Source organism: Gracilimonas mengyeensis, assembly GCF_900182705.1.
GTDB classification, from domain to species: domain Bacteria; phylum Bacteroidota; class Rhodothermia; order Balneolales; family Balneolaceae; genus Gracilimonas; species Gracilimonas mengyeensis.
On the sequence record NZ_FXTP01000002.1, the window covers coordinates 490183 to 512239 of the forward strand.

A 22057-nucleotide genomic window follows, 5' to 3' on the forward strand; every position below is an offset into this window, starting at 1 on the left:
TTATGATGAAGAAAGTAGCATTCTTTTTTGTGTTTATGCTGATGCTTGCCCAAACCACATCGGTGCAGGCACAGTTTGAAGAACCGGAAATAAAAAAAGTTAGCAATGAAGAGCGCGCTGAATTTCAGCAACGTTTCTCAGATATCAAATGGACGGGACAAGGCTTTCGATACAACGAGCTGGACCGTATGCCATCCATCGAAATACGAGCGGTTTTACAAGGCGCTTACGGTGACCCCACTCAGACCGTAGAAGATATCATCAAAAAAGATGGCTATCTCCGGGACGGAAAATCCATACAGTTTGAATACTGGTTTATCGTAGATGGAGAAATTCCGATGATGATCCTTGACCTCGAAGGCCCCTTCGAAAACGGCCTGGTTTATGTGGGGGCCAGTCGCTACGTGGATATGATGCCGGCTGTAAAGCGCACCCTTACCAAAGAGCTTCGAAATGCATCCCCAAAAGAATACGCCGATTACTTCTTCTCTCCGGAAAGAGATCAGTGGTACAAAGTGTCGTATCAGGCTGGTGAATACAAGAAGGAAGAAATTGACCAACCGGATCATATCAAAAAATTAATTAACTAATACTGCAGATATTGGAAGAGCAAAACAACAACGAGAGCCAGGAAAAGAGCTCCTATTGGCAAAAAAAGAAGGCAAAAAAGGCGGAAGAAAATAAGAAAGCAAAATCCTGGCTGAGGGAATGGATTGATGCCATTGTGTTTGCTTTTATAGCGGCGGCAATTTTACGTGCATTTCTGTTTGGGTCATATAAAATTCCGACTCCTTCGATGGAAAAAACATTGCTTACCGGGGATTTACTTATTGTATCCAATGTCACTTATGGTGCCCGGACCCCAATGGGCCTCTGCGTACCTTTCTTCCAGGGATGGTGTGTGCCCGGGGTAACATTACCTTATACACGCTTACCTGGTTTCAGAGATATTGAACGCAATGATATTTTTGTATTCAACGTGCCATGGGAAGTGAAGCCCATCAACCAAAAAACCAATTATATAAAACGGGCGGTCGCGGTTCCCGGCGATACTATTTCTATTGAGGATAAATACCTGTACATCAACGGAGAGCGGGAAGAGTCGCACGAAGGTGTGCAGCGTTTTTACGTGGTTAAGATGGCGGATCGTGTACGGTTGAGTAATGCCAAAATGGAATCGGTGGGCGGCGAACTTATTGGCTACATAAACCAAAGTACCTATGTAGTGAATTTGACCGAAGATGTGGCTGAAACGGTAGGCAACTGGGCCGAGGTAGACACCATGTATCTTAACGTGACACCCGAAAACCAGGTGGATCGCAATTATACCCAAAGTGAAGGCTCATTTTCCATGGCATTCAGTAATCCTGATCATATGCGAGAAATCGTGGTACCTTTTAAAGGACAGGAAATCACCCTCACCGATGACAACTGGTACATCTACAAGGATGTGATTGAGCGCTACGAACGCAATGAACTTCGCCGTGAAGGGGATACCATTTATATCAATGGGGAACAGACCAACACGTACACCATTCAACAAGACTACTATTTTGGGATGGGAGACAACCGCGATAACAGTATGGATTCCCGTTTCTGGGGCTTTGTTCCCAAAAACCACGTGATAGGAAAAGCCTCTATAGTTTGGTTCTCTACCGACAATTTTGTGCCTCGCTTCGAGCGTATATTTACCCTTATTGAATAACTTCAGGATAGATTTCAGACAGGTATAACCCTATGATTTAGTTTTGGATTTTCATAAGACTGAGAAATCATCCAAAACAAAAAATAATTAGCTGTAAGATGGAACATTAACAGCAGTTAACTTATTTTATTTATAGAGTTATTCACTAAAAAAGGAGTCTCTATGAATGTTGAGCGAGTGTTAATACCTACCGACCTGTCTGATGAAGCAAACGCCGCACTTGAATCGGCCGATTTATTCATCGAAAACTTCGATTGTACGGTTGACCTGATGCACGTCATCCCTTTGTCGAAATATCTGGGAGATAGTTTTGACAAGCTCGGGATTCCTTTAAGTATTGATAAAGATGTGTATCCCAAATTGATAGAAAACCAGCGTAAAGAGCTGAGTGCTTTCGCCAATAAACACATCAAGAAAAAAGAAAAACGCGGCGAGTATATCGTTACGATTGACCGCAAGCCTTCCGATTCTATCCTCAGCCAAATAGAAAAAGGAAAGTATGACTTGGTGATGATGAGTGCCAAAGGCGGGCATTATTCCGACTTTTTCCACGGCAGTGCCACCGATAAGATCATCCGCCGTTCCAAAACACCCGTACTTACCTTATCCAAGAAAATGAAGGCGGAGAAAGTTAATAAGATCCTGGTGCCTTGTGATTTTTCCGATCATTCCCTGGCTGCCATCCCCATGGCTTTTGATATTGCCAGAAAATTTGGTGCTTCTCTGGAAATTCTAAATGTGATAGAGCTGTATGCCGCCGATGTGCACGGGATCGAGCCTGTAAGTATAGGTGTGGATAATTCAGCTGTATATGGCGGACTTAAAAGTCGTTTGAAGAAATTCTTTGGCAAGTATGAGGATCACGACTTTAGCATTGAAGATGGTGAAGGTGAATTCGAAGATGTACTGGTTCACAAAGAAAACGGGACAACTTCTTCGGTGAATTTCAAAACCGTGATTCTGAAATCTGTTGCTGCTCATCATGAAATTATTGATTACGCCAACGACAATGCCGATTTGGTAGTGATGAGCACCCATGGACGAACGGGTTTATCACGTATGTTGCTGGGTTCTACTACAGAGCAAGTGATACAGCACCTCGAGAAACCTCAAATCACTATTAAACCCGAGTTGAAGAAGTAAGAGATCCGGGTTTTAGTGGATTCTGATAGATCATTACGGCAGTGTTTGCTGCTGAAGTGGAAGGTTGTATCTTCTGTAATTCAAAGTAAAGCAGTAGGTTACAGGGGTTATATTCTTCACGTAAAATTCACAGAATTTTCACAAATTATAGTAACAACTAATTACAGAGGAGGTTGTTATGAAAACCAAGCACATCTTAGTTCCTACCGATTTTTCTGATGCGTCCATTGAGGGGTTAAAAATGGCGGCACATTTCGTTGAGTTGTATGACAGTTGCGTGGATTTGATGCATGTGATTCCACTCATGAGTTATTACGATGAAAGCATGGAGCACTTGGGCGTTCCTTTTGATATGGAAAACGATTTGTATCCAAAAGTTTTGAAAAGTGCCAATGAGAAGCTTCATGAAATCGCGGCCAGGCATCTGCCTAAAGAGCACTGTGGCAAGCTGGTTAATAAAGTAGGCCGTAAAACCTCCCGGGTAATCACAGATGAGGCCAACAGGGGACATTACGACCTTATCATAATGAGTAATAAGGGCAGTCATCAAACCAAAGATGTACGTAGCGGTGTTACTGAGCAAGTGATTCGGTATTCGGAAATTCCGGTATTAAGTATCAATACTGCTTTTCATGAAAAAGAGATCAATAATATCCTGGTTCCTGTAGATGGTTCGGATGAATCAGCAGCCCCGTTGGTTCAGGCTTATGACCTGGCTAAAACCTTTAGTGCCGATCTCACGCTGATGCATATCATTGAGCCCTACACGCTGGGCATGGAAGTGTTGCCAATGGTAGTGGAGGATGACGATACAGTCTATGAGTCTTTGATCACAAGCATCAGCACCTATTTCGATGAGCATCCCAAACTGGGATTCCATATCAAACGAGGTAAAGAAGCTTACACGGATCAGTTGGTTCATGAAAAAGACGGAATGGTGGAAGCCGTAACGCTTAAAAGCGAGGTTAAAAAAGGCTTCTCAGCCCACACCGAAATTGTGGATTATGCCGAAGAACATGCCGATCTGGTAGTAATGAGTACCCATGGACGAACAGGTATCGCACGGGTTCTGTTGGGCTCAACTACGGGTATTGTAGCTCAACACCTGAAAAAACCACTGCTTACTATGCGCCCAAACGTGAAGTTTACCGAAGAAGCTCCAACATCTGATTAGCAGCTCCCAATCATTATCAGAGAAAGCCTTATCTGATTATATCCATATTGATTGGATACCAATAGAATCCACTATCGAAAGACTGCTTTTAAGAGTAGGTAAGCTTAGTGTATCTATTGATTGAATGGATTTATAAAAAATGTTTTCAAATAGTTTCTAAACCTTGTAACTTTGCCTCCCTTTTAGAACAACCGAACATTCAAAGTTCAATATTCGATGTTCAGTGTTCAATATTCTAAGAGGACCCGTAGCTCAGTTGGTTAGAGCAGTCGACTCATAATCGATTGGTCGCAGGTTCAAGTCCTGCCGGGTCCACAGAAAGCCCAGTTAAGTCATTGATTTAACTGGGCTTTTTTATTTGTGGTACAAACATAGGTCCAAACAAAATGCAGCCCTGTTTTGTTAAAAGTTTTTTAGGGCGGGCAGGTTTTGTGCGTTAGTTAGCCGTTTAAGCGGAATATTTCTGTAAGCTCACCTTTCAATAAAAGACAAAAACAGTGCTCTGCTGATAATAGTCGCAGGACATTTAATCATTCTTTCCCGGCCCTGACTGTTTGTGCCATTATGAGCCGATTTGCCCATTTCTGAAAGCAGTTGATTAGTGATAACAGATAAAATCTCCCTGAAGGATTGCTACCAGTAAGCACCCTTTATTTTTCTCAATCTGACAATGAATTATTCAGAACGGCCTCAAACGAATCCTTTGAGACAGACTGGGTTGATTGAACTTAATCAGGTGAGTAAAACTAATATGATAAAATGAGGGTGACACAATCTGTCACGCATTAGGCCTACATTTATAAACAGATTGAAGGAGTAATTCTATTATCGTGAGATATAATCAGCTTTTGAAATGCTTAAGAGTTAAATATGAATAAGTATTTATGCTTAGGAAGTATCTACCGATAATAGGACTAATTGCTAAAAAACATATAGTGCATCAAATGACATTAAAAGCCTATCTACACAAAAATCTTGATGAGATAAAAAACTATGAACAACATGGATTTTCCTGGGGCAAATATGAGCGGGATGAATTACTCGAGATAGAGGATTTTAGGCAATTACTCACGTCTTTAGGCCCAAATAGAAAACTTAATCGGGATGATGTTATTAGTGCATTTCGAGATCAAGATCTGTACAGAGGCTTTGTATTAACCATGATGTGGGGCGGCATTAATGCCACCAGACCTTCTGTAAAAGGAGACACTACTACTACCCATTTTTATAAGGCTCTCAGTGTGGGAAAGGTAGAAATCACCAAAATTATTGAGGGAGTACGAAAGGATATTCTTTCCAACCGCTTAGGTGAAGCGTATCACGCTATGGCAAGTAGTGAAAGACATATACCTGGAGTTGGAGAGTCCTACTTCACCAAGTTATTCTATTTCTTGGGAGAAGCTGAAAATGTTTCTCCCCTGCCTCTCATATTTGATAAATGGACAAAATTGATTCACGCTAACCTTTTAGTGGAAGAAGATGGGATTGAGGAGCTACGAACATTTTATTCTGATTCCGTCATCAAAAAGAAATTTTTAGCCGATAAGGTTGGTCTTGCATATACAAGGTCCAACTTAAGAGAAGAAGCTTACATTGATTATGTGAACAGAATGAATCAATTGGCCTCTGACTTAAATATACATACAGGAAAACTGGAAGGGTACTTATTTGGGTTTCCTCTTCGAGGAGAACTAAGTAAAACAGAAGCAAACCCACGAGTGTGGGTTCATAATCATTTAAAAAAATCTTTACTATGATCATCCACATCGACCTTGATGGTGTCATCGCCGATTTTGATAAAGCTCGTAACGCTCATCCGCTGAGCAAGCAAAGCCCATACAAAGGACGGCCGGATAAACTTCCGGGAATCTATAAAGATTTGGAGCCTATCCCAGGAAGTATCGAAGCAGTAAAAAAGTTATTGGATGACCAGCGCTTTGAGGTGTTTATTCTTTCCTCGGCGCCATGGGATAACCCGGATGCCTGGACACATAAAAGACTGTGGGTGGAAAAGTATTTCGGAAAGGCGATGCGGAACAAGCTCATCCTCACCAAGCGGAAAGACTTGGTTATTGGGGATTATCTGATTGATGACCTGCCGTGGAATGGGGCCAAAGAGTTTAAAGGAACCTGGATTCACTTCGGCAGCGACGCCTTCCCGGATTGGGAAGCCATATTACAAAAGCTGGAGAACCCATGAGCATTCATAAGCGCTACCTGAGGAAATTTGGATATAGTATCACCAAGAATAGGATTATAGAGCTGCTTGACGGGTATGCGTTGGACTCAAAGGAAAAAACCAAACAGGTGCGAGTGCCCCGGTCTGACTGGAGCGATTTTGAATTTGTGGTTCGCGTGGATTCGGACTTTGTGATCGCCTCTTCTTCAGAAAATGATGACGTCGTAGACGCAGAATTAATCCGTAAAGAAGACGGCCTCAACTTTACGGTGATCAAAGAAATTACCCCGGAAACACACCCGTGGATTGCAGAAACAATTCCTAAGGGATCAGAACTCGAGTATACCGATAAACCACACTATGGTACTATAAACAGGTATGATGGGCTGGCGTTGGATGTGGACGGAACGCCCACTCAAGTCAACTATGACTTCATCACGGTCAAGAAATAGAAATCTAACTTCGGAGTACAAATGCAACCTACCTCTTATCTGACTAAATCCAAGTTTACGCATTGTTTGGAATGTCCTGCCAAGCTGTACTACCCCGGCGGAGCAGAAATTCCTTATTCGCGGGATAATTCTATTTCACTGAACCTCACCAACGGCTTCCCTGCCGACTTTCTAAAGTTAAATATCATATGCACGTTCAATACAAAGTTAGATGATATTGACCCGGCTTTACTTCGGGAAGGTCGCCTCAAGGGGATCCATAAGTTTGAAAAGCTAAGCATCCCTCAGGCGGAAAAGCTGGCGGATCATCTGGGAAAAGAAATCAAAATTAACCAACCCATGACGCTGGCGGAAGTTTGTAATGCAGGTAATATGCAACGGAAGGTGGCGGTGAATGGGATTGGGTTTTAAACTATTAAAATTATGCATGTATTTAGAATTCATATAAGACCTAAAGGTGGTAACACCAATATGAAAAATACATTTGACTATTGTCTTAGGGAAAACTTATTAGGGGTAGGTTGGAGAGTCCCTGGTTTACAATCAACAAAAAACTGGAATGATTACTACAAAGAGGCTATAAAAACTCATGGTAAAGTAAACGTATGTAAATACATAAATAAATGGGTTGAAGAATATGATTTAGTTTGGACTAGAGATCAGAATGGGAAGTACTACTTAGCAAAAGTAGAATCGGGCTGGGAATATTTAAATACTAAAGAAGCAAAAGATAAGGATATTGATATTGCTAATGTTTTTCGGTGTGAGAACATTTTACCAGTAGAGATAGATGAAGTCCCAGGCAAGGTTATTGCAAGTTTTCGTGCAAAAAGGTCCATTCAAAAAGTAACAGGCTTCCAGACTCTTGAATATTCTAAGTTTCTTTGGAATAAATTGTCTGGCAAAGATACTTATGACATTAACAGTACAAAGATAAAGGATGTTTTTTCAATGTTAGACGATGAAGAAACTGAAGACTTGATCTTTCTATATCTCCAAACTAAGGATTGGTTTATAGTTCCAAACTCTCGCAAAGGTGATACTATGAAATATGAATTTTACTTAATTAGTAAGATTGATCACAGTAAAGCTTTGGTACAGGTAAAAACGGGAAACTCAATCTTAAACAGAGAAGAATATTTAGATCTAGACAACCAACATTTGGTTTATTTATTTCAATCAAATGAGAAGTATGTAGGTAAGCAATCGAATAATATAGTCTGCTTGAGTAGAGATGAGATCAGATCATTTATAGAAGAATCATTCCCTATTTTACCCAAAGCAATTAAATTTAAATATAATTTAGTGAAATCAATTAAGGGTTAGGAAAGTCCTGCTTCCCCTCGCTCCACACGCTCTGCGTTGGAGCGATAACTTTTGCTTTAATCTCACATCCCCTTTCCCTATAATCCACTGTTATTTCAATTCATAAACCTACCCAACGGAGTACATGCAAAAAGCCGAACAGGAATTTCTTAAAGACCTTGATAAAAAACTATGGAGCGCCGCGGATAAGCTCCGCAATAACCTGGATGCCGCTGTGTATAAACACGTGGTGCTGGGACTCATCTTCCTTAAATATGTTTCGGACGCCTTTGAAGAACGCAGGGAGGAACTTCGCAAAAACTTCCGGGACCCCGATCACGATTACTACATTCCACAAGAGGATATGAGTGATGAAGAGTATGACGAGTTTATTGAAGAAGAGCTGGAGATACGCGACTACTATATCGCCAAAAATGTATTCTGGGTACCACCGTTGGCCCGGTGGGAAACGCTGAAGAAAAATCACCCTTTGCCCAATGGCACCGAAATAGAGTTGCCGAACGGGGAAACCTATAAAATGAAGAGCACAGCTCATTTAATAGATGATGCCAACGGGGCTATTGAAAATGAAAACCCGGAATTAAAGAACATTCTGGACCGCACTTATTCCCAGAAACAATTACCTGCGGATAAACTGGGAGAACTCATTAACCTGTTTTCGGATGCCAATTTTAATGCGAAGGAATACAAAGGGAAACCGCTGAGCATTAACTCCAAGGATATCTTGGGCCATGTGTATGAATATTTTCTAGGGGAGTTTGCGCTGGCCGAGGGTAAAAAAGGCGGACAGTATTATACACCAAAAAGCATTGTAAAATTGATGGTGCGTATGCTCAAGCCCTTTGAAGGCCGCGTCTACGATCCCGCCATGGGTTCGGGTGGATTTTTTGTGCAAAGCGAGGATTTTATTGAGGAATACGGCGGTAAGATTGGTCAGATTAGCGTGTATGGACAGGAAAGTAATCCCACCACCTGGAAGCTGGCGGCTATGAATATGGCCATTCGCGGTATTGATTTTGATTTTGGGAAGGAGCCGGCCGATAGTTTTACCAACGACCAGCACAAAGACCTCCGCGCCGATTATGTGATGGCCAATCCACCGTTTAACGTGAAGGACTGGTGGAATGAGAAACTGGCCGATGACCCGCGATGGGAATACGGCACACCGCCTGAAGGAAATGCCAATTTTGCGTGGCTGCAGCATATGCTGTATCACTTAGCGCCCAGCGGTAGTTTGGCGCTGTTGCTGGCCAATGGCTCCATGAGTTCCCAAACCAGCGGAGAAGGGGAGATTCGCAAAAACCTGTTGGAAAATGATCTGGTGGAATGCATGGTGGCTTTGCCTGGACAGCTGTTTACCAACACCCAGATTCCCGCCTGTATCTGGTTTCTCAGCAAGAATAAAACCAACGGCACCAAAACGCCCGATGGAAAAGGCAAAGGCGATCGCTCCGGCACAGTGCTGTTTATTGACGCCCGTGAAAAAGGCTACATGAAAGACCGCGTGCTCCGCGATTTTAAACCCGAAGAAATTAAAGCTATTGCCAAAACCTATTCCGACTGGCAGCAGGACAATAACGACTACGAAGATATTCCCGGCTACTGCAAATCCGCCACGCTGGAGGAGATTCAAAAGAATGATTACGTACTCACGCCCGGCCGGTATGTAGGTGCTCCTGAAACTGAGGATGATGGTATTCCCTTCCCGGAAAAGATGAAAAAGCTGACAACCAAATTGAAAAGCCAGTTTGAAGAAAGCGAGGCACTTGAAGAGAAGATTAAAGAAAATTTAGCGGGGTTAGGGTATGAGTAGATGGGAAGAAGTTATTCTTGAAGATATCGTTGAAATAAAAGGAAGGATAGGTTGGAAGGGTTATAAAAAATCTGATTTAAGAGATTCTGGACCAGTTGTTATTGGTGGAACGAATATAAAGAACGATATCTATTTAGATTTAGCGGAGTTAAAGCATTTAAGTAGGGAAAAATATGAAGAATCACCTGAAATAATGTTAAAAACAGGTGATGTTTTATTAGTTCAAAGAGGAAGTAGTGTTGGTGATGTAGGATATTATCATGGAGAATTTAAAGAAGCTACAATTAATCCTACAATTATTGTTATGTCGGATTTTAAAGGCAATTCTAGGTTCTTGGCTTATTATTTAATGTCTTCAATTGGTCAAAATAAATTAAATAGTTTAAAGAGTGGTAGTTCTATACCGGCCATTTATCAAAAACCATTAGGATCATTAATAATCAAGATACCACCGACTTCACTGCAAGATGATATTTCCCATTTTTTAAGTCGTATAGATGATAAAATCCACCTAAATCAGCAAACCAACGAGACGCTGGAGGCGATGGCGCAGGCGATCTTCAAGAGCTGGTTTGTGGATTTTGATCCCGTCCGTGCAAAAATAGAAGCCACATCCGCCGGCCGCGATCCCAACCGCGCCGCCATGGCCGCCATTGCGGGCGTTTCCTGGGAAGATCAAGACTGGGACGAAATCGAAACGGCTCTGCAGCAAAAGCTGGATCGCATGACCGAAGACCTGCGCTCCCAACTCCACCAAACCGCTGAACTCTTCCCGGATGAACTGGTGGTAAGTGAGATTGGGGTGGTGCCTAAGGGGTGGGGAATAAAATCTTTGGAAGAAATTGCAGATTATTTGAATGGGCGGGCCATGCAAAAATATCCGCCTGAAGATGGTGAACCAACTCTACCAGTATTGAAAATTGCTCAACTTAGAAAAGGTGATACGGAAGGTGCTGATATCGCAACCTCGGATATACCAGAACGATTTAAGATCAGAAATGGAGATATGATTTTTTCCTGGTCAGGGAGCTTACTGATCAGACTTTGGGCTGGTGGTGATGCAGCTTTAAATCAACATTTATTTAAAGTTACATCAGAAGAATACGACCAATGGTTTTATTATCACTGGACTAAACATCATCTGGACAATTTTATAAGAATTGCTGAATCCAAAGCAGTTACCATGGGGCACATAAAACGTTCTCATTTGAAAGAAGCTAAGTGTGCTATTCCCAATAAAGAGCTTTTGGAAATTGGGGGACAGCATATCGAGCCACTGCTTCAGCAATCAGTTAAGCTAAATCTTGAATCCAATCAGTTAGCAGAACTAAGAGATACGCTTTTGCCAAAGTTAATTTCGGGGGAGGTTGGGGTTTGAACCGGGATTAGGCAGGATTTAGGGGATTAGCAGGATTTTTTTTAATCCTGTACATCTTGGTAATCTTAAAAATCCTGGTTCACAGTGCAGGGGTTGAACCAGAATAGTGCAGGTATCGAAGATTTTCAGGATTGTTTTTAAATCTTGTACATTCTGTAAATCCAGAAAATCCCGGTTCAAAAAGAAAGAGATTTTACCATCCATTTAATAAACAGTCTAAAAGAGTGTACTTTAAACAAGTTTCATAAACACAAGTTTTTAAGCTTTTGGCTAAAAAGGAAAATTACATATCCATCATTGCTGTATTGGAGGTACTTACTACCGGGGATGATCCAATCAAAGTGTTAGCCGAAGATGAACATGTTTATTTGATCAAACATAACATAAGGGGAAACAAGTTTCCGGATATGGCCAGAGAATGGATTTGTTATCGGCTTTTTAAACACTTTAAGGTTTCCATTCCCAAAGCTGATTTACTTCGTTTTAACCCTATGATGTTTCAGGACGAGATTATAGGATTGACCGGGAGATTTAAAGAGCATATTGTATTTGGTTCACGGTGGCTACAATCCAGGGATGAACTAAAAGATGAATTTTATGCAGGTAGAAATGACAAAAAAGAAAAACTGGTTAATCCGTCCGAATTAGCAAGGATTTTAGTCATGGATTTATGGCTCAAAAACAGTGACCGGCAGTCGTTGAACTTGAACATGATTGTATCGAAGCAAAAGCTGTATGCCATTGATCATTCCGCCACCTTTGATCAGGAGTTCCTGAGCCGCTTAGCAGAACCCGATAAAAAAGAGTATTTTGTGCAACCGGGAGAAGTCGGGGATTTAATTATAAACTCGCACTATTTTAAATATTATTTTAAGCAGTATCCCAAAGAATTTGAGCAAGCAGGCATTGCACTCTGCCGGAAAATAGCTGGAACAGACCGTACGTTTTTAAATAAAATCCTTAGTACTTTGCCTGAAAGTTGGCAAATAAGCACAGAAGAAAAACAAGCCATTGCCGAATATCTGATGTTCAGAAAGTCTAAACTTGAAAAATTATTTATTGAGCATCTGAATTTTGGAAGAAAGTAATATGGACAGCATTATTATTCAATATCGCATCTTTTATTGGGTTCCCAATACACTCTCTGGAGAACGTATTGCGATTGGACTGTGCCTGTATGATAAAGAAACAATGCGTTTAGATACGCATTGGATTTCTCAAAAGGAATTAACTCGGTTACAAAAAATCTATTCTCAAACCAACAGGGAGGACGCGAAGGATATGTTGAATTTATTGGATGCAACAGATGGAAACTGGAAATCCAAAGCATATGATTCCTCATTTTGGAACTACATTGAGCGATACTGGAATGGGATCTTGCAAATATCTGAAAGCCGTAAACTGTATTATGAGGGAACAGCAGCTGATTTTACCCGAAAAAGTGCAATGCTGAAAAATCAGTTTTTGCCTCTTTCAAAACCGGTTTCAAAAAGAGCTTATAAACGGGCTAAAACCATTATAAAAAACTTTGAGAAGTGGGTAAAAGCCAAAGAACTTCAGGAAAGGGTAAGCCTTGGCGTTGAGATTCCGGAACATGGAAAATACCATCTTTTGAAATCTATTTACCTGGATCTTGGAGCATACAATGAAACCATGACAGGATCGGCCGGAATTGACTTTTCGTTAAAAGAGGCTACCCTGATTGATAAATTACATGGTTATTTTCAGGCTTTTCAAAGTATCAAGAGAATTGATAAGGGAGGAGATTTGAGCCTGGTTATTCATAAGCAAGGTGCCCCATATCAGGCAGGTGAAAACAGGAAAACCAAACTTTATGATGATTTCCGATATCGTTGTGAGGAATTGTCTATTGGCGTACTTCAGCTGGATGAACTAGAAGAATATATAGAGGGCCTATCTGAAAAAACTGATTTGAGACCGCTGGAGCCGATGGTTGCTGAATAAAACAATTTTTCTACACTTCTTGATCATCTTGTATTTTCCGGTTCAAAATGAAGGGGTTTGAATCAAAGAAAAATATGAAAAAAGCGAATGATGATAGAAATTCACCCAAATTTATATGTAGGTGATCAAACTGACTTCGAACGAAACGTTCGAAATCAGCAGGGTTGGAGTATAGTCCATGCGTGTAAAGAACCCTATCACAGAGAAGCTGTTGGGTATTCAGGTCGAGGTGCTCCAAAACATCATCCGGAATATCTGATTGCCAAGAGAGGCCATCGACTCATGCTTAATTTGATAGATCCCGAAAATCCCGCCTACATTCCTAAAGAAATTATAGATGCAGCTTTGAGTTTCATTGATCGGAATTTAAATGATGGGAAGAAAGTATTGGTACATTGCAATCAGGGACAAAGTCGGTCACCTGGAATAGGGTTGCTTTATCTTGCAAAGGAAGGAGGAATAGAAAACGGTTCTTTCAATGAAGCACTTATGGAATTCAAGAATATTTATCCTGCGATAAATATGGCTGGGGGAATGGCGGGTTTTCTGAAGATGAATTGGAATAATTACGTTTCTAAAGGATGATTAAATGTTCAGAATAAACAAAGACAAAAACACTGTTGAGTCGTTGGAACAACCTAAGTTCAGTGAGCTGGGGTTTCGGGAGTGAGAAAACCTGTAGGTGTAGGACAAGCCACTCCTTTTTATATAGAACCCGCAAAAGAACCCGCAAAAGAACCCGCAAAAGAACCCGCAAAAGAACCCGCAAAAAAGCTCTTTTTATATTTCTTTTTAATATCGATATTAACATGGTTTGAATGAACTTAAGGGGTTTTAATAAACCCGCAATAAAACCCGCAAATATTACCGAATATGTTTGATCGTCCGGTCCATATGGAACCTTTGTTTCCCAGGGAGAATAAATCTCTGGTGGAACTTGCTATGGGGGTATATGCAGATGCTGCGGAACTTGCGGGAATGGTGCACCCGATCACCCGAAAAGAAATTGCCCGCTTGCTGCGGCACATCAACAGTTATTATTCGAACCGTATTGAGGGAGAGCACACCACCCCGGCTGATATTGAAAAGGCGGTTAAAAAGGAATACAGTACCGATGAGAGTAAGAAAAAATTGCAGTTACTAAGTGTAGCTCATATAGAAGTTCAGAAACTGATCGATCATCGTTTTGATTCGGGGGAAGAAGTGCCGGTCTGTTCGGCCGAATTTCTCTGCTGGATTCACAAGGAATTCTACGAACGTGTTCCGGATAGCTTCTTAAGCATTTATCACCCGGACCGGGATGAGCATCTTACCATGGTTCCCGGAGAACTTCGCAAAGAGAATGTCAAAGTTGGTGATCATTTCCCGCCAAAGTGGGAAAGTGTGCCCGAATTTCTGGCCCGTTTTGAAAAGGTCTATGCCTCAGAGTCAGTGTATGGCCACAAAAAACTAATGACGGCGGCAGCCAGTCACCAGAGGCTTACATGGATTCACCCGTTCATGGATGGAAATGGCCGAGTATCCCGATTATTTACCTATGCTTATTTGCGGAAATCGGGGATTGAATCTCATGGGCTTTGGACATTATCGCGGGGATTGGCACGGAGAGCAGAGGATTATAAGAATATGCTGGCTGTGGCCGACCGTTCAAGACAGGGCGATTATGACGGCAGAGGAAACCTCTCGGAAAAATCATTGACGGATTTTAGCGTTTTCTTTTTTGAGGTGGCGGCGGACCAAATTTCGTTTATGAAGAAGTTACTGTCTTTGGATGGACTATATAACCGTATTGTAAGTTATGTGAACAGACGAGAAGATGGAGCTATACCGGACGAAAATGAACTCAGGCCGGAAGCAAAGCATATACTTACCGAAGTGATGATGCGCGGTGAAATAGCCCGCGGAGAAGTGCCAAGACTTATTGGTATGAGTGAGCGAACCGGAAACTATTTAGTTAAACAATTGCTGGAAGAAGAGCTTATTACTTCTGAGTCTCACCGGGCTCCCTTACGCTTTCATATCCCTGCTAAAGTAGTAGGGTATTATTTCCCTGAACTCTATCCAGCCGGATCCATTTAAATGAGGAATCATGACTGAAAATGAATTAGAAGTACATAGTCTGGAATGGTTCAAAGAGACTGGCTGGAAGCCTGTGCTCGGTCCTGATATTGCTCCGGATACAGATACTTCACAGCGGGCTTCTTATAACCAGGTATTGCTGGAGCAGCCACTGAGGGAAGCCGTGCAGTGTATCAATCCTCATTTAAAAACCGCCGAAGTGGACGAAGTGATTCATAAACTTCGGACGATATCACATCCTATCCTGGTAAAACGGAACCAGCTGTTCCACAAGATGCTGCTTGACGGAGTAATCATTGAAATTGAACGGGATGGAAAACGGGAGCCCGAACCGGTACGGGTGATCGATTTTGGCACCGTTTCCAATAACGAGTTTAAAGTCGTCAATCAATACACTATTCAGGGGACTAAGCAACCCCGACGGCCGGATGTGGTAGTGTTCATAAATGGAATTCCGCTGGCAGTTATCGAACTCAAAAACCCGGATAATGAAGACACGGATATCTATTCGGCCTTTAATCAGATTCAAACCTATAAAAGCGAGATTCCAGATTTATTTGCATACAACGTCGCCAATATTATAAGCGATGGTTATACGGCGCGGGTCGGTTCCCTTACAGCCAATACCGAATGGTATATGCCATGGCGAACTATTTCTGATGAGAACGATAAGCCACTGTTAACCTTCGAGCTCCAAACGCTGATCAAGGGATTTTTCAAGCCTGAGCTGTTTCTGGATTACATCCGTCATTTCATTCTGTTTGAGCAGGACGGGGATCATGCCATTAAGAAAATTGCTGGGTACCATCAGTTTCATGCCGTTCGTGAAGCAGTTCGGGCAGTTATTACTGCTTCCAGAGCCAACGAGAGTCGGGTAGAAGAACCAAGAGCTACTTATGCCGATGATGTAGAGCCGGGGTCAAAGAAAGGCGGAGTTATATGGCACACACAGGGATCGGGGAAAAGTATTTCTATGGTTTGTTTTGCCGGTAAACTGCTTCAGCAACCGGAAATGAAGAATCCAACCATTGTGGTGGTTACGGATCGCAATGACTTGGATGGTCAGCTCTATCAAACCTTTTCCTCAGCTCAGGACTTACTGAAGCAGACTCCGGTTCAGGCTGATAGTCGGGAAGATTTACGGGAGCAGTTGTCTTCGCGGGAGTCAGGGGGTATTTATTTCACCACGGTACAGAAGTTTTCGTTAATTGGGGAAGAAGACAGGCATCCGGCACTGAGTGAACGTCACAATTTAGTCGTGATCTCGGATGAAGCACATCGAAGCCAGTATGGGCTGAAAGCAAAGTATGATACAAAGGAACAAAAGTATAAATATGGCTATGCCCGCCATATGCGGGATGCTTTACCCAATGCAACCTTTATTGGGTTTACCGGAACGCCCGTTTCTATGGAAGATCGGGACACTCGAGCAGTTTTCGGGGATTATGTAAGTATCTATGATATACAGGATGCGGTAGATGATGGAGCAACCGTTCCCATTTATTATGAAAGCCGGTTAGCAAAACTGGATGTGAATCGTGCAGAAATAGACGAGCTGAGTGATCGGGTTGAAGAGGTTGTCGAAGAATATGAGGATGAGTCGGAACGGGAAAAGACAAAAAGCGAATGGTCAACCCTGGCCAAGCTGGTGGGAGCCTCACCACGAATTGCTCAGGTAGCCGATGATCTGGTTCGTCATTTTGAGAAACGGACGGCAGCTATAGACGGAAAAGCCATGGTGGTGGGAATGAGCCGTGAAATTTGTGTGGATCTGTACAACGCGATCACGGAATTACGTCCCGAGTGGCATGATGAAGATTCCGAAAAAGGACAAATCAAAATTATCATGACTGGTTCGGCATCCGATCCGGCAAAAATGCAGCCACATATTTATCCAAAGAAAACAAAGAAGCGATTAGAAAAGAGATTTAAAGATCCATCTGACCAATTTAAGGTTGTCATTGTTTGTGATATGTGGCTCACAGGCTTCGATGCTCCTTGTTGTCATACCATGTATATCGATAAGCCTATGCGCGGCCATAACCTTATGCAGGCCATCGCACGAGTGAATCGTGTATTTAGAGATAAGCAAGGTGGCCTGGTGGTGGATTATATTGGGATCGCCAACGAACTGAAGCAAGCTCTAAAAACCTATACCGATTCAAAAGGAAAAGGCTCCCCGACGTTGGATGCAGAGCAGGCGTATGAAATCCTGCTGGAAAAACTACATGTCATCAGAGGCATGCTCCATGAATTTGATTATTCGACTTTTGAAACAAAGGCGCATGAACTGGTAATTCCAGCGGCCAATCATATACTTGAGTTAGAAAAAGGGAAGAAACGTTTTCTGGATGCAGTTCTCTCTCTGAACAAAGCACATTCCTTGTGTAATACCTTGGATGAAGTGATTGAGCTGGAAAAGGAGATAGCTTTCTTTAATTCTATTAAAACAGCCATTAATAAATTTGCTGCGGTAGAACGAAAGAGAAGCGAACGAGAGAAAAACTCTATTTTAAAGCAAATTCTGGATAATGCAGTAGTTGCAGAAGGTGTGGAAGATGTTTTCAGTTTGGCAGGTCTGGAAAAACCAGAAATTGGTTTACTAAGTGATGAGTTCCTGGAAGATGTTCGGCGAATGGAATACAAAAATCTTGCCGTGGAGCTTCTTGAGAAACTGCTTAAAGATGAGATAAAGTCCCGGACAAAAAATAATGTAGTACAGCAAAAGAAATTCAGCGAACGATTGCTCGAAACACTTAGAAAGTATCACAACCGTGCAATCGAAACGGCCCAGGTGATAGAAGAGCTTATTGAAATGGCTAAAGATTTCAGAAAGGCCATCAAGGAAGAAGAAAAACTTGGGCTGAATAAGGATGAGGTTGCCTTTTATTATGCACTGGCAGAAAATGAAAGTGCTGTTCGCAAAATGGGTGATGAGATCCTGAAAAAGATAGCTGTTGAAATAACCGAGAAACTTCGCAAATCAACCACTGTAGACTGGCAGAAACGAGAGAGTGTAAGAGCTAAGCTTAGAATTCTTGTAAGAAGAACTTTAAGGCGTTACAAATATCCGCCGGACGAACAAAAACGAGCCATGGAGCTGGTGATGGAGCAAGCAGAAGCGCTGGCAGATGAGTGGAGTAGTAAGTATGATTGAGTAATATAGGTAACTTATAATTGAAGCATAGATGTTATCTCTGACCCAGGCATACTTATCGCAAAAACTCGCGTTACTTAAAATCCTTGATACTAAATCATGAAAACAGAAGAAATCATTGCTCTCATCAACGACCTGCCCATAAAACAAAGTGCCAAAATTGCCACCGCTATTATACAGGGGCTAACCCCTACTCCAGATCCGGAAGTAGAAGAAGCCTGGATGGATGAAGTGGATCGAAGAGCTGCAGAGGTAGACTCTGGAAAAGTGAAGATGATTCCTGGAGAAGAGTTTATGAAACGGCTTAGAGAGATTACCGGGTAATGAGACTTTTTCTTCAAATAAATCACCGCTATGAGCAAAAAAAGAACCTCCACATCCCATTGATCCAGAGATAGAGACCGCTTGGCTTAAAGAAGCTCAGAGGCGGCTGAAAGAATCGAGGAAGGTAAGGTTAAAGTTTTCCCCCATAACCATGCCCATTCCTTCCCCTCATTTCCTTATTTTTGAGGCATGAAAAAAGAAATGCAGATACGTGTGTTGCCTGAAGTAGCCGGGCAGCCTGAGGCACTACGAGACTATATCCTACAAAAAGAACAACTGAAGCCCGAAGACCTGCGTCATGTAGAAATACAGCGACGGTCGGTGGATGCAAGGAGCCGTCAGGCCTATATGAACCTGAAAGTATGCCTGTATATCAATGAGGAATTTGAGCCGGAGGAGATCTCGCTACCGGATTACCCGGATGTAAGCAACGCCAGAGAGGTGATCATCGTGGGCTCAGGACCGGCCGGTATGTTCGCAGCCCTGGAGCTTATTGAAAGAGGACTGAAGCCGATTGTTATAGAGCGGGGAAAGGATGTAAAAGACCGCATCAAGGACCTGAAAGGCATCAATGTAGACCATGTAGTGAATGAAGATTCGAACTACTGTTTTGGGGAAGGTGGAGCGGGAACCTATTCAGATGGCAAGCTTTATACCCGTTCCAAGAAGCGGGGCGATACTAAGAAGGTACTTGAGCTTTTTGTAGGTTTCGGGGCGGTTAAAGAAATCCTGGTGGAATCACATCCGCATATTGGAACTAATAAATTGCCGCCCATCATTGCCAAAATGCGGGAATGTATTTTGCAGCAGGGAGGGGAGATTCACTTCAATACGCGTGTAACTGATTTGATTCTGGAAGGCGAGCAGATTAAAGGGGTTAAAACGCAGGGTAATGTAAATTTTTATGCAGAGGATGTGATTCTTGCCACTGGACATTCGGCCCGGGATATTTTTGAAATGCTTCATCGAAATGGCGTGGCTATTGAACTGAAACCGCTGGCCATCGGGGTGCGGGTAGAGCATCCGCAGTCGCTAATCGATTCCATTCAATACAACTGTAAAACACGGGGTGAATACCTGCCGCCGGCTGCTTACAACATTGTGAAGCAGGAAGATGGGCGTGGTGTGTATTCCTTTTGTATGTGCCCCGGCGGAGTGATAGCCCCTTGCGCCACCAAGCCTGGTGAGATTGTAACCAACGGCTGGTCTTCATCCAGGCGTGCCCGGGCTACGGCCAATTCCGGTATTGTGGTTGAATTGCATCCCAAAGATTTTGAGCCTTTTTCGGAATATGGTCCATTAGCAGCGATGGAGTTTCAGAAATCCATCGAACAAAAAGCTTGGCAGGAGGGAGGTAAAACCCAAACGGCCCCGGCCCAGCGACTGGTTGATTTTGTGAATGGCAAGGTGTCCTCTGATCTGCCCAATACGTCCTATTCTCCGGGCATTACCTCGGTAGAGCTGGGTTCTGTACTGCCGGATTTTATCCATAAACGATTGCAGCAAGGCTTCAGGGATTTCAACAAAAGTATGCGCGGGTACCTGACCAACGAAGCCGTAGTCCATGCCCCGGAATCCCGTACATCCAGCCCGGTTAAAATTCCGAGGGATTGGGAAAGTTTACAGCATACACAAATTGCAGGATTGTATCCATGTGGTGAAGGGGCCGGTTATGCCGGTGGAATTGTATCGGCAGCCATGGATGGGATCAAATGTGCCGTACGGATTGCAGAATCCCATCAATGAGAAAAGCGTTTAAACGCTAGATTAACTAGCCTAGAACTGAACTCCCCAAAAGCGTTGTTAGCCTTCTAACACTCGTTATGTAGCTCCTGCTGCGTAATGCTTTCGGGAAGCTCCTGCTTCCTTTCTTGGATGACAAGACTTTCTACACAACCTGGAAAATGGTTTTTTTACTTGATGAATTTATAGCTACTTGACTGCCAGGTAAAATGGGTTGCTAAAGCAAAGTCGGACAAACCTGTCCGACCTACATTTCCAGGCTTTTGTGACAATTAAAGTTGGCATAAACTCTCATAGTTGTATAAACTCCTTTGTTATCACATTAACAAATATGATTCAGGATATTATGAAAGCAAAGATGATGTTGTTTTTGGGATTTGGACTTTTTTTGAGCATATGCGGCGCAGAGAAAGCAGTAAGTCAGGAAAAGATAGTCAATGAAGAGGCGGTTCAGCGGTTAGATTCTACCTTGCAGAGTTTTGTCGAAACCAATGCTGTAGGCGGTACATCGGCTTTGGTTTTTGAAGATGGGGAAGAGGTGTACTTCAACGCATTTGGAGATGCGGACCGGAATGATAAAACGCCGATGAAAAGAAATACCATCGTGCAGATTTATTCGATGACGAAGCCTGTGACCGGTGTCGCGCTGATGCAGCTCTACGAGCAGGGAGCTTTTGAACTGGATGATCCGGTAGCAGATTATTTATCTGAATTTGCCGATCTAAAGGTATACGAGGGTGAAGATGAGGACGGCAATCCCATATTGGTAGAACCCAAAAGACCATTGACTATCCGGGATCTTACCCGGCATACCTCAGGCTTTGCCAACGATACCAACACGCCCTATGTAGGGGCCCTGCTGGAAGAAGCCGCTCCCTTACATCACTCCAATACTTTGGCTGATTTTGCTGAAAAACTTGGCAGCCTTCCCCTGGTCTTTCATCCCGGAGAGGAGTGGTATTACGGTCCCTCGGTAGATGTTCAGGCTTATCTTGTGGAGCGTTTATCCGGACAGCCTTTTGATAAATATTTGCGGGAACATATTCTGGATCCGTTGGGGATGAATGAAACCCGGTATTATGTGCCTGAGGAAGATCGGGGCCGCATGGCCTCAACTTTTTATGGTGGGGAAGATGGAAGCCTGACGCAAATTCCGGATAACGAACAGCATGCATTCAATATCAACGAGGTGCCGCTTACTCCGGGCGGTTGGGGCCTCACCTCAACCCTCGATGATTATATGACTTTTACCCAAATGCTGGTGAATGAAGGAAGCCTGAATGGAGTACAAATTCTGAAGCCGGAAACCGTGGAGCTGATGGCTACTAACCATTTGTCGGATGAAGTAACGGAGCGACTTTGGTTGCCTAGTAAAGGTCAGGTTGGCTTTGGGATTGATTTTGCGGTGCGTCTGCGTCCGCCGGCTTCAGCAGAAGAAAATCATGGTAAAGTAGGGGAGTTCTTCTGGGATGGAGCAGCCAGTACGCTTTTCTGGGTTGATCCCGCCAACGAGCTCACAGCCGTTTTCTTTGTCCAAAAATTTCCATTTGATGGCCGTCTGCATAAGGACTTTCGCGATGCGGTATACGGCAAATATGTACCGGAGAACTAAACCCTGG

Annotated in this window: 19 protein-coding genes and 1 tRNA gene; all 20 read left to right on the forward strand. The window is 42.8% G+C overall.

Features of this window, described 5'->3' with window-relative positions; all coding sequences use genetic code 11:
• Nucleotides 1-2 precede the first annotated feature (2 nt).
• On the forward strand, nucleotides 3-590 hold the full coding sequence (locus FN815_RS04365) for a hypothetical protein (protein WP_142453386.1): 588 nt from the start codon (nucleotides 3-5) through the stop codon (nucleotides 588-590).
• Nucleotides 591-601: 11 nt separating this feature from the next.
• A complete protein-coding gene (gene lepB, locus FN815_RS04370; protein WP_142453387.1) occupies nucleotides 602-1705 on the forward strand; it encodes a signal peptidase I in 1104 nt (367 codons plus the stop codon).
• Nucleotides 1706-1867: 162 nt separating this feature from the next.
• Nucleotides 1868-2848, forward strand: coding sequence for a universal stress protein (locus FN815_RS04375; protein ID WP_142453388.1), 981 nt, complete (start codon nucleotides 1868-1870; stop codon nucleotides 2846-2848).
• A gap of 178 nt (nucleotides 2849-3026) precedes the next feature.
• Nucleotides 3027-4022, forward strand: coding sequence for a universal stress protein (locus FN815_RS04380; protein WP_142453389.1), 996 nt, complete (start codon nucleotides 3027-3029; stop codon nucleotides 4020-4022).
• Between the two features lie 241 nt (nucleotides 4023-4263).
• Nucleotides 4264-4337 (forward strand) — tRNA-Ile (locus FN815_RS04385).
• A gap of 569 nt (nucleotides 4338-4906) precedes the next feature.
• Entirely contained in the window at nucleotides 4907-5779 is an 873-nt protein-coding gene (locus FN815_RS04390; RefSeq protein ID WP_142453390.1) for an 8-oxoguanine DNA glycosylase OGG fold protein, read from the forward strand.
• Complete coding sequence (locus FN815_RS04395; RefSeq protein ID WP_142453391.1) at nucleotides 5776-6222, forward strand: 5' nucleotidase, NT5C type; 447 nt, start codon at nucleotides 5776-5778, stop codon at nucleotides 6220-6222. The genes FN815_RS04390 and FN815_RS04395 overlap by 4 nt, the downstream gene beginning before the upstream one ends.
• Nucleotides 6219-6653, forward strand: a complete 435-nt coding sequence (locus FN815_RS04400) for a hypothetical protein (RefSeq protein WP_142453392.1) — start codon at nucleotides 6219-6221, stop codon at nucleotides 6651-6653. The genes FN815_RS04395 and FN815_RS04400 overlap by 4 nt, the downstream gene beginning before the upstream one ends.
• Before the next feature lie 21 nt (nucleotides 6654-6674).
• On the forward strand, nucleotides 6675-7064 hold the full coding sequence (locus FN815_RS04405) for a hypothetical protein (RefSeq protein ID WP_142453393.1): 390 nt from the start codon (nucleotides 6675-6677) through the stop codon (nucleotides 7062-7064).
• A gap of 60 nt (nucleotides 7065-7124) precedes the next feature.
• The gene (locus FN815_RS18815) at nucleotides 7125-7979 is read left to right on the forward strand and encodes a hypothetical protein (protein WP_185957158.1); all 855 of its coding nucleotides are present in this window, start codon (nucleotides 7125-7127) and stop codon (nucleotides 7977-7979) included.
• A gap of 124 nt (nucleotides 7980-8103) precedes the next feature.
• Nucleotides 8104-9792 (forward strand): class I SAM-dependent DNA methyltransferase, encoded by a 1689-nt coding sequence (locus FN815_RS04415; protein ID WP_142453394.1) that lies wholly within the window; start codon nucleotides 8104-8106, stop codon nucleotides 9790-9792.
• Nucleotides 9785-11170 carry a restriction endonuclease subunit S gene (locus tag FN815_RS04420; RefSeq protein ID WP_142453395.1) on the forward strand — a complete coding sequence of 462 codons (1386 nt, stop codon included), beginning with the start codon at nucleotides 9785-9787 and terminating at the stop codon, nucleotides 11168-11170. The genes FN815_RS04415 and FN815_RS04420 overlap by 8 nt, the downstream gene beginning before the upstream one ends.
• Before the next feature lie 266 nt (nucleotides 11171-11436).
• The gene (locus tag FN815_RS04425; protein ID WP_142453396.1) at nucleotides 11437-12258 is read left to right on the forward strand and encodes a HipA family kinase; all 822 of its coding nucleotides are present in this window, start codon (nucleotides 11437-11439) and stop codon (nucleotides 12256-12258) included.
• A gap of 1 nt (nucleotide 12259) precedes the next feature.
• On the forward strand, nucleotides 12260-13135 hold the full coding sequence (locus FN815_RS04430) for a hypothetical protein (RefSeq protein WP_142453397.1): 876 nt from the start codon (nucleotides 12260-12262) through the stop codon (nucleotides 13133-13135).
• A gap of 90 nt (nucleotides 13136-13225) precedes the next feature.
• A complete protein-coding gene (locus FN815_RS04435; RefSeq protein ID WP_142453440.1) occupies nucleotides 13226-13720 on the forward strand; it encodes a dual specificity protein phosphatase family protein in 495 nt (164 codons plus the stop codon).
• A gap of 288 nt (nucleotides 13721-14008) precedes the next feature.
• On the forward strand, nucleotides 14009-15214 hold the full coding sequence (locus FN815_RS04440) for a Fic family protein (RefSeq protein WP_142453398.1): 1206 nt from the start codon (nucleotides 14009-14011) through the stop codon (nucleotides 15212-15214).
• A 10-nt stretch (nucleotides 15215-15224) separates the two neighbouring features.
• The gene (locus tag FN815_RS04445) at nucleotides 15225-18371 is read left to right on the forward strand and encodes a type I restriction endonuclease subunit R (RefSeq protein ID WP_142453399.1); all 3147 of its coding nucleotides are present in this window, start codon (nucleotides 15225-15227) and stop codon (nucleotides 18369-18371) included.
• A 99-nt stretch (nucleotides 18372-18470) separates the two neighbouring features.
• Nucleotides 18471-18695, forward strand: coding sequence for an addiction module protein (locus FN815_RS04450; RefSeq protein ID WP_142453400.1), 225 nt, complete (start codon nucleotides 18471-18473; stop codon nucleotides 18693-18695).
• Nucleotides 18696-18884: 189 nt separating this feature from the next.
• Nucleotides 18885-20441: an NAD(P)/FAD-dependent oxidoreductase gene (locus FN815_RS04455; RefSeq protein ID WP_142453401.1), complete on the forward strand. Its 1557-nt coding sequence runs from the start codon at nucleotides 18885-18887 to the stop codon at nucleotides 20439-20441.
• Nucleotides 20442-20784: 343 nt separating this feature from the next.
• The gene (locus FN815_RS04460; protein WP_185957159.1) at nucleotides 20785-22050 is read left to right on the forward strand and encodes a serine hydrolase domain-containing protein; all 1266 of its coding nucleotides are present in this window, start codon (nucleotides 20785-20787) and stop codon (nucleotides 22048-22050) included.
• Nucleotides 22051-22057 lie beyond the last annotated feature (7 nt).

Coding starts and splice junctions, on each gene's coding strand:
- FN815_RS04365 (WP_142453386.1), top strand. CDS start 3: ATGATGAAGAAAGTAGCATTCTTTTTTGTGTTTATGCTGATGCTTGCC.
- FN815_RS04375 (WP_142453388.1), top strand. CDS start 1,868: ATGAATGTTGAGCGAGTGTTAATACCTACCGACCTGTCTGATGAAGCA.
- FN815_RS04380 (WP_142453389.1), top strand. CDS start 3,027: ATGAAAACCAAGCACATCTTAGTTCCTACCGATTTTTCTGATGCGTCC.
- FN815_RS04390 (WP_142453390.1), top strand. CDS start 4,907: ATGCTTAGGAAGTATCTACCGATAATAGGACTAATTGCTAAAAAACAT.
- FN815_RS04395 (WP_142453391.1), top strand. CDS start 5,776: ATGATCATCCACATCGACCTTGATGGTGTCATCGCCGATTTTGATAAA.
- FN815_RS04400 (WP_142453392.1), top strand. CDS start 6,219: ATGAGCATTCATAAGCGCTACCTGAGGAAATTTGGATATAGTATCACC.
- FN815_RS04405 (WP_142453393.1), top strand. CDS start 6,675: ATGCAACCTACCTCTTATCTGACTAAATCCAAGTTTACGCATTGTTTG.
- FN815_RS18815 (WP_185957158.1), top strand. CDS start 7,125: ATGAAAAATACATTTGACTATTGTCTTAGGGAAAACTTATTAGGGGTA.
- FN815_RS04415 (WP_142453394.1), top strand. CDS start 8,104: ATGCAAAAAGCCGAACAGGAATTTCTTAAAGACCTTGATAAAAAACTA.
- FN815_RS04420 (WP_142453395.1), top strand. CDS start 9,785: ATGAGTAGATGGGAAGAAGTTATTCTTGAAGATATCGTTGAAATAAAA.
- FN815_RS04430 (WP_142453397.1), top strand. CDS start 12,260: ATGGACAGCATTATTATTCAATATCGCATCTTTTATTGGGTTCCCAAT.
- FN815_RS04435 (WP_142453440.1), top strand. CDS start 13,226: ATGATAGAAATTCACCCAAATTTATATGTAGGTGATCAAACTGACTTC.
- FN815_RS04440 (WP_142453398.1), top strand. CDS start 14,009: ATGTTTGATCGTCCGGTCCATATGGAACCTTTGTTTCCCAGGGAGAAT.
- FN815_RS04445 (WP_142453399.1), top strand. CDS start 15,225: ATGACTGAAAATGAATTAGAAGTACATAGTCTGGAATGGTTCAAAGAG.
- FN815_RS04450 (WP_142453400.1), top strand. CDS start 18,471: ATGAAAACAGAAGAAATCATTGCTCTCATCAACGACCTGCCCATAAAA.
- FN815_RS04455 (WP_142453401.1), top strand. CDS start 18,885: ATGAAAAAAGAAATGCAGATACGTGTGTTGCCTGAAGTAGCCGGGCAG.
- FN815_RS04460 (WP_185957159.1), top strand. CDS start 20,785: ATGAAAGCAAAGATGATGTTGTTTTTGGGATTTGGACTTTTTTTGAGC.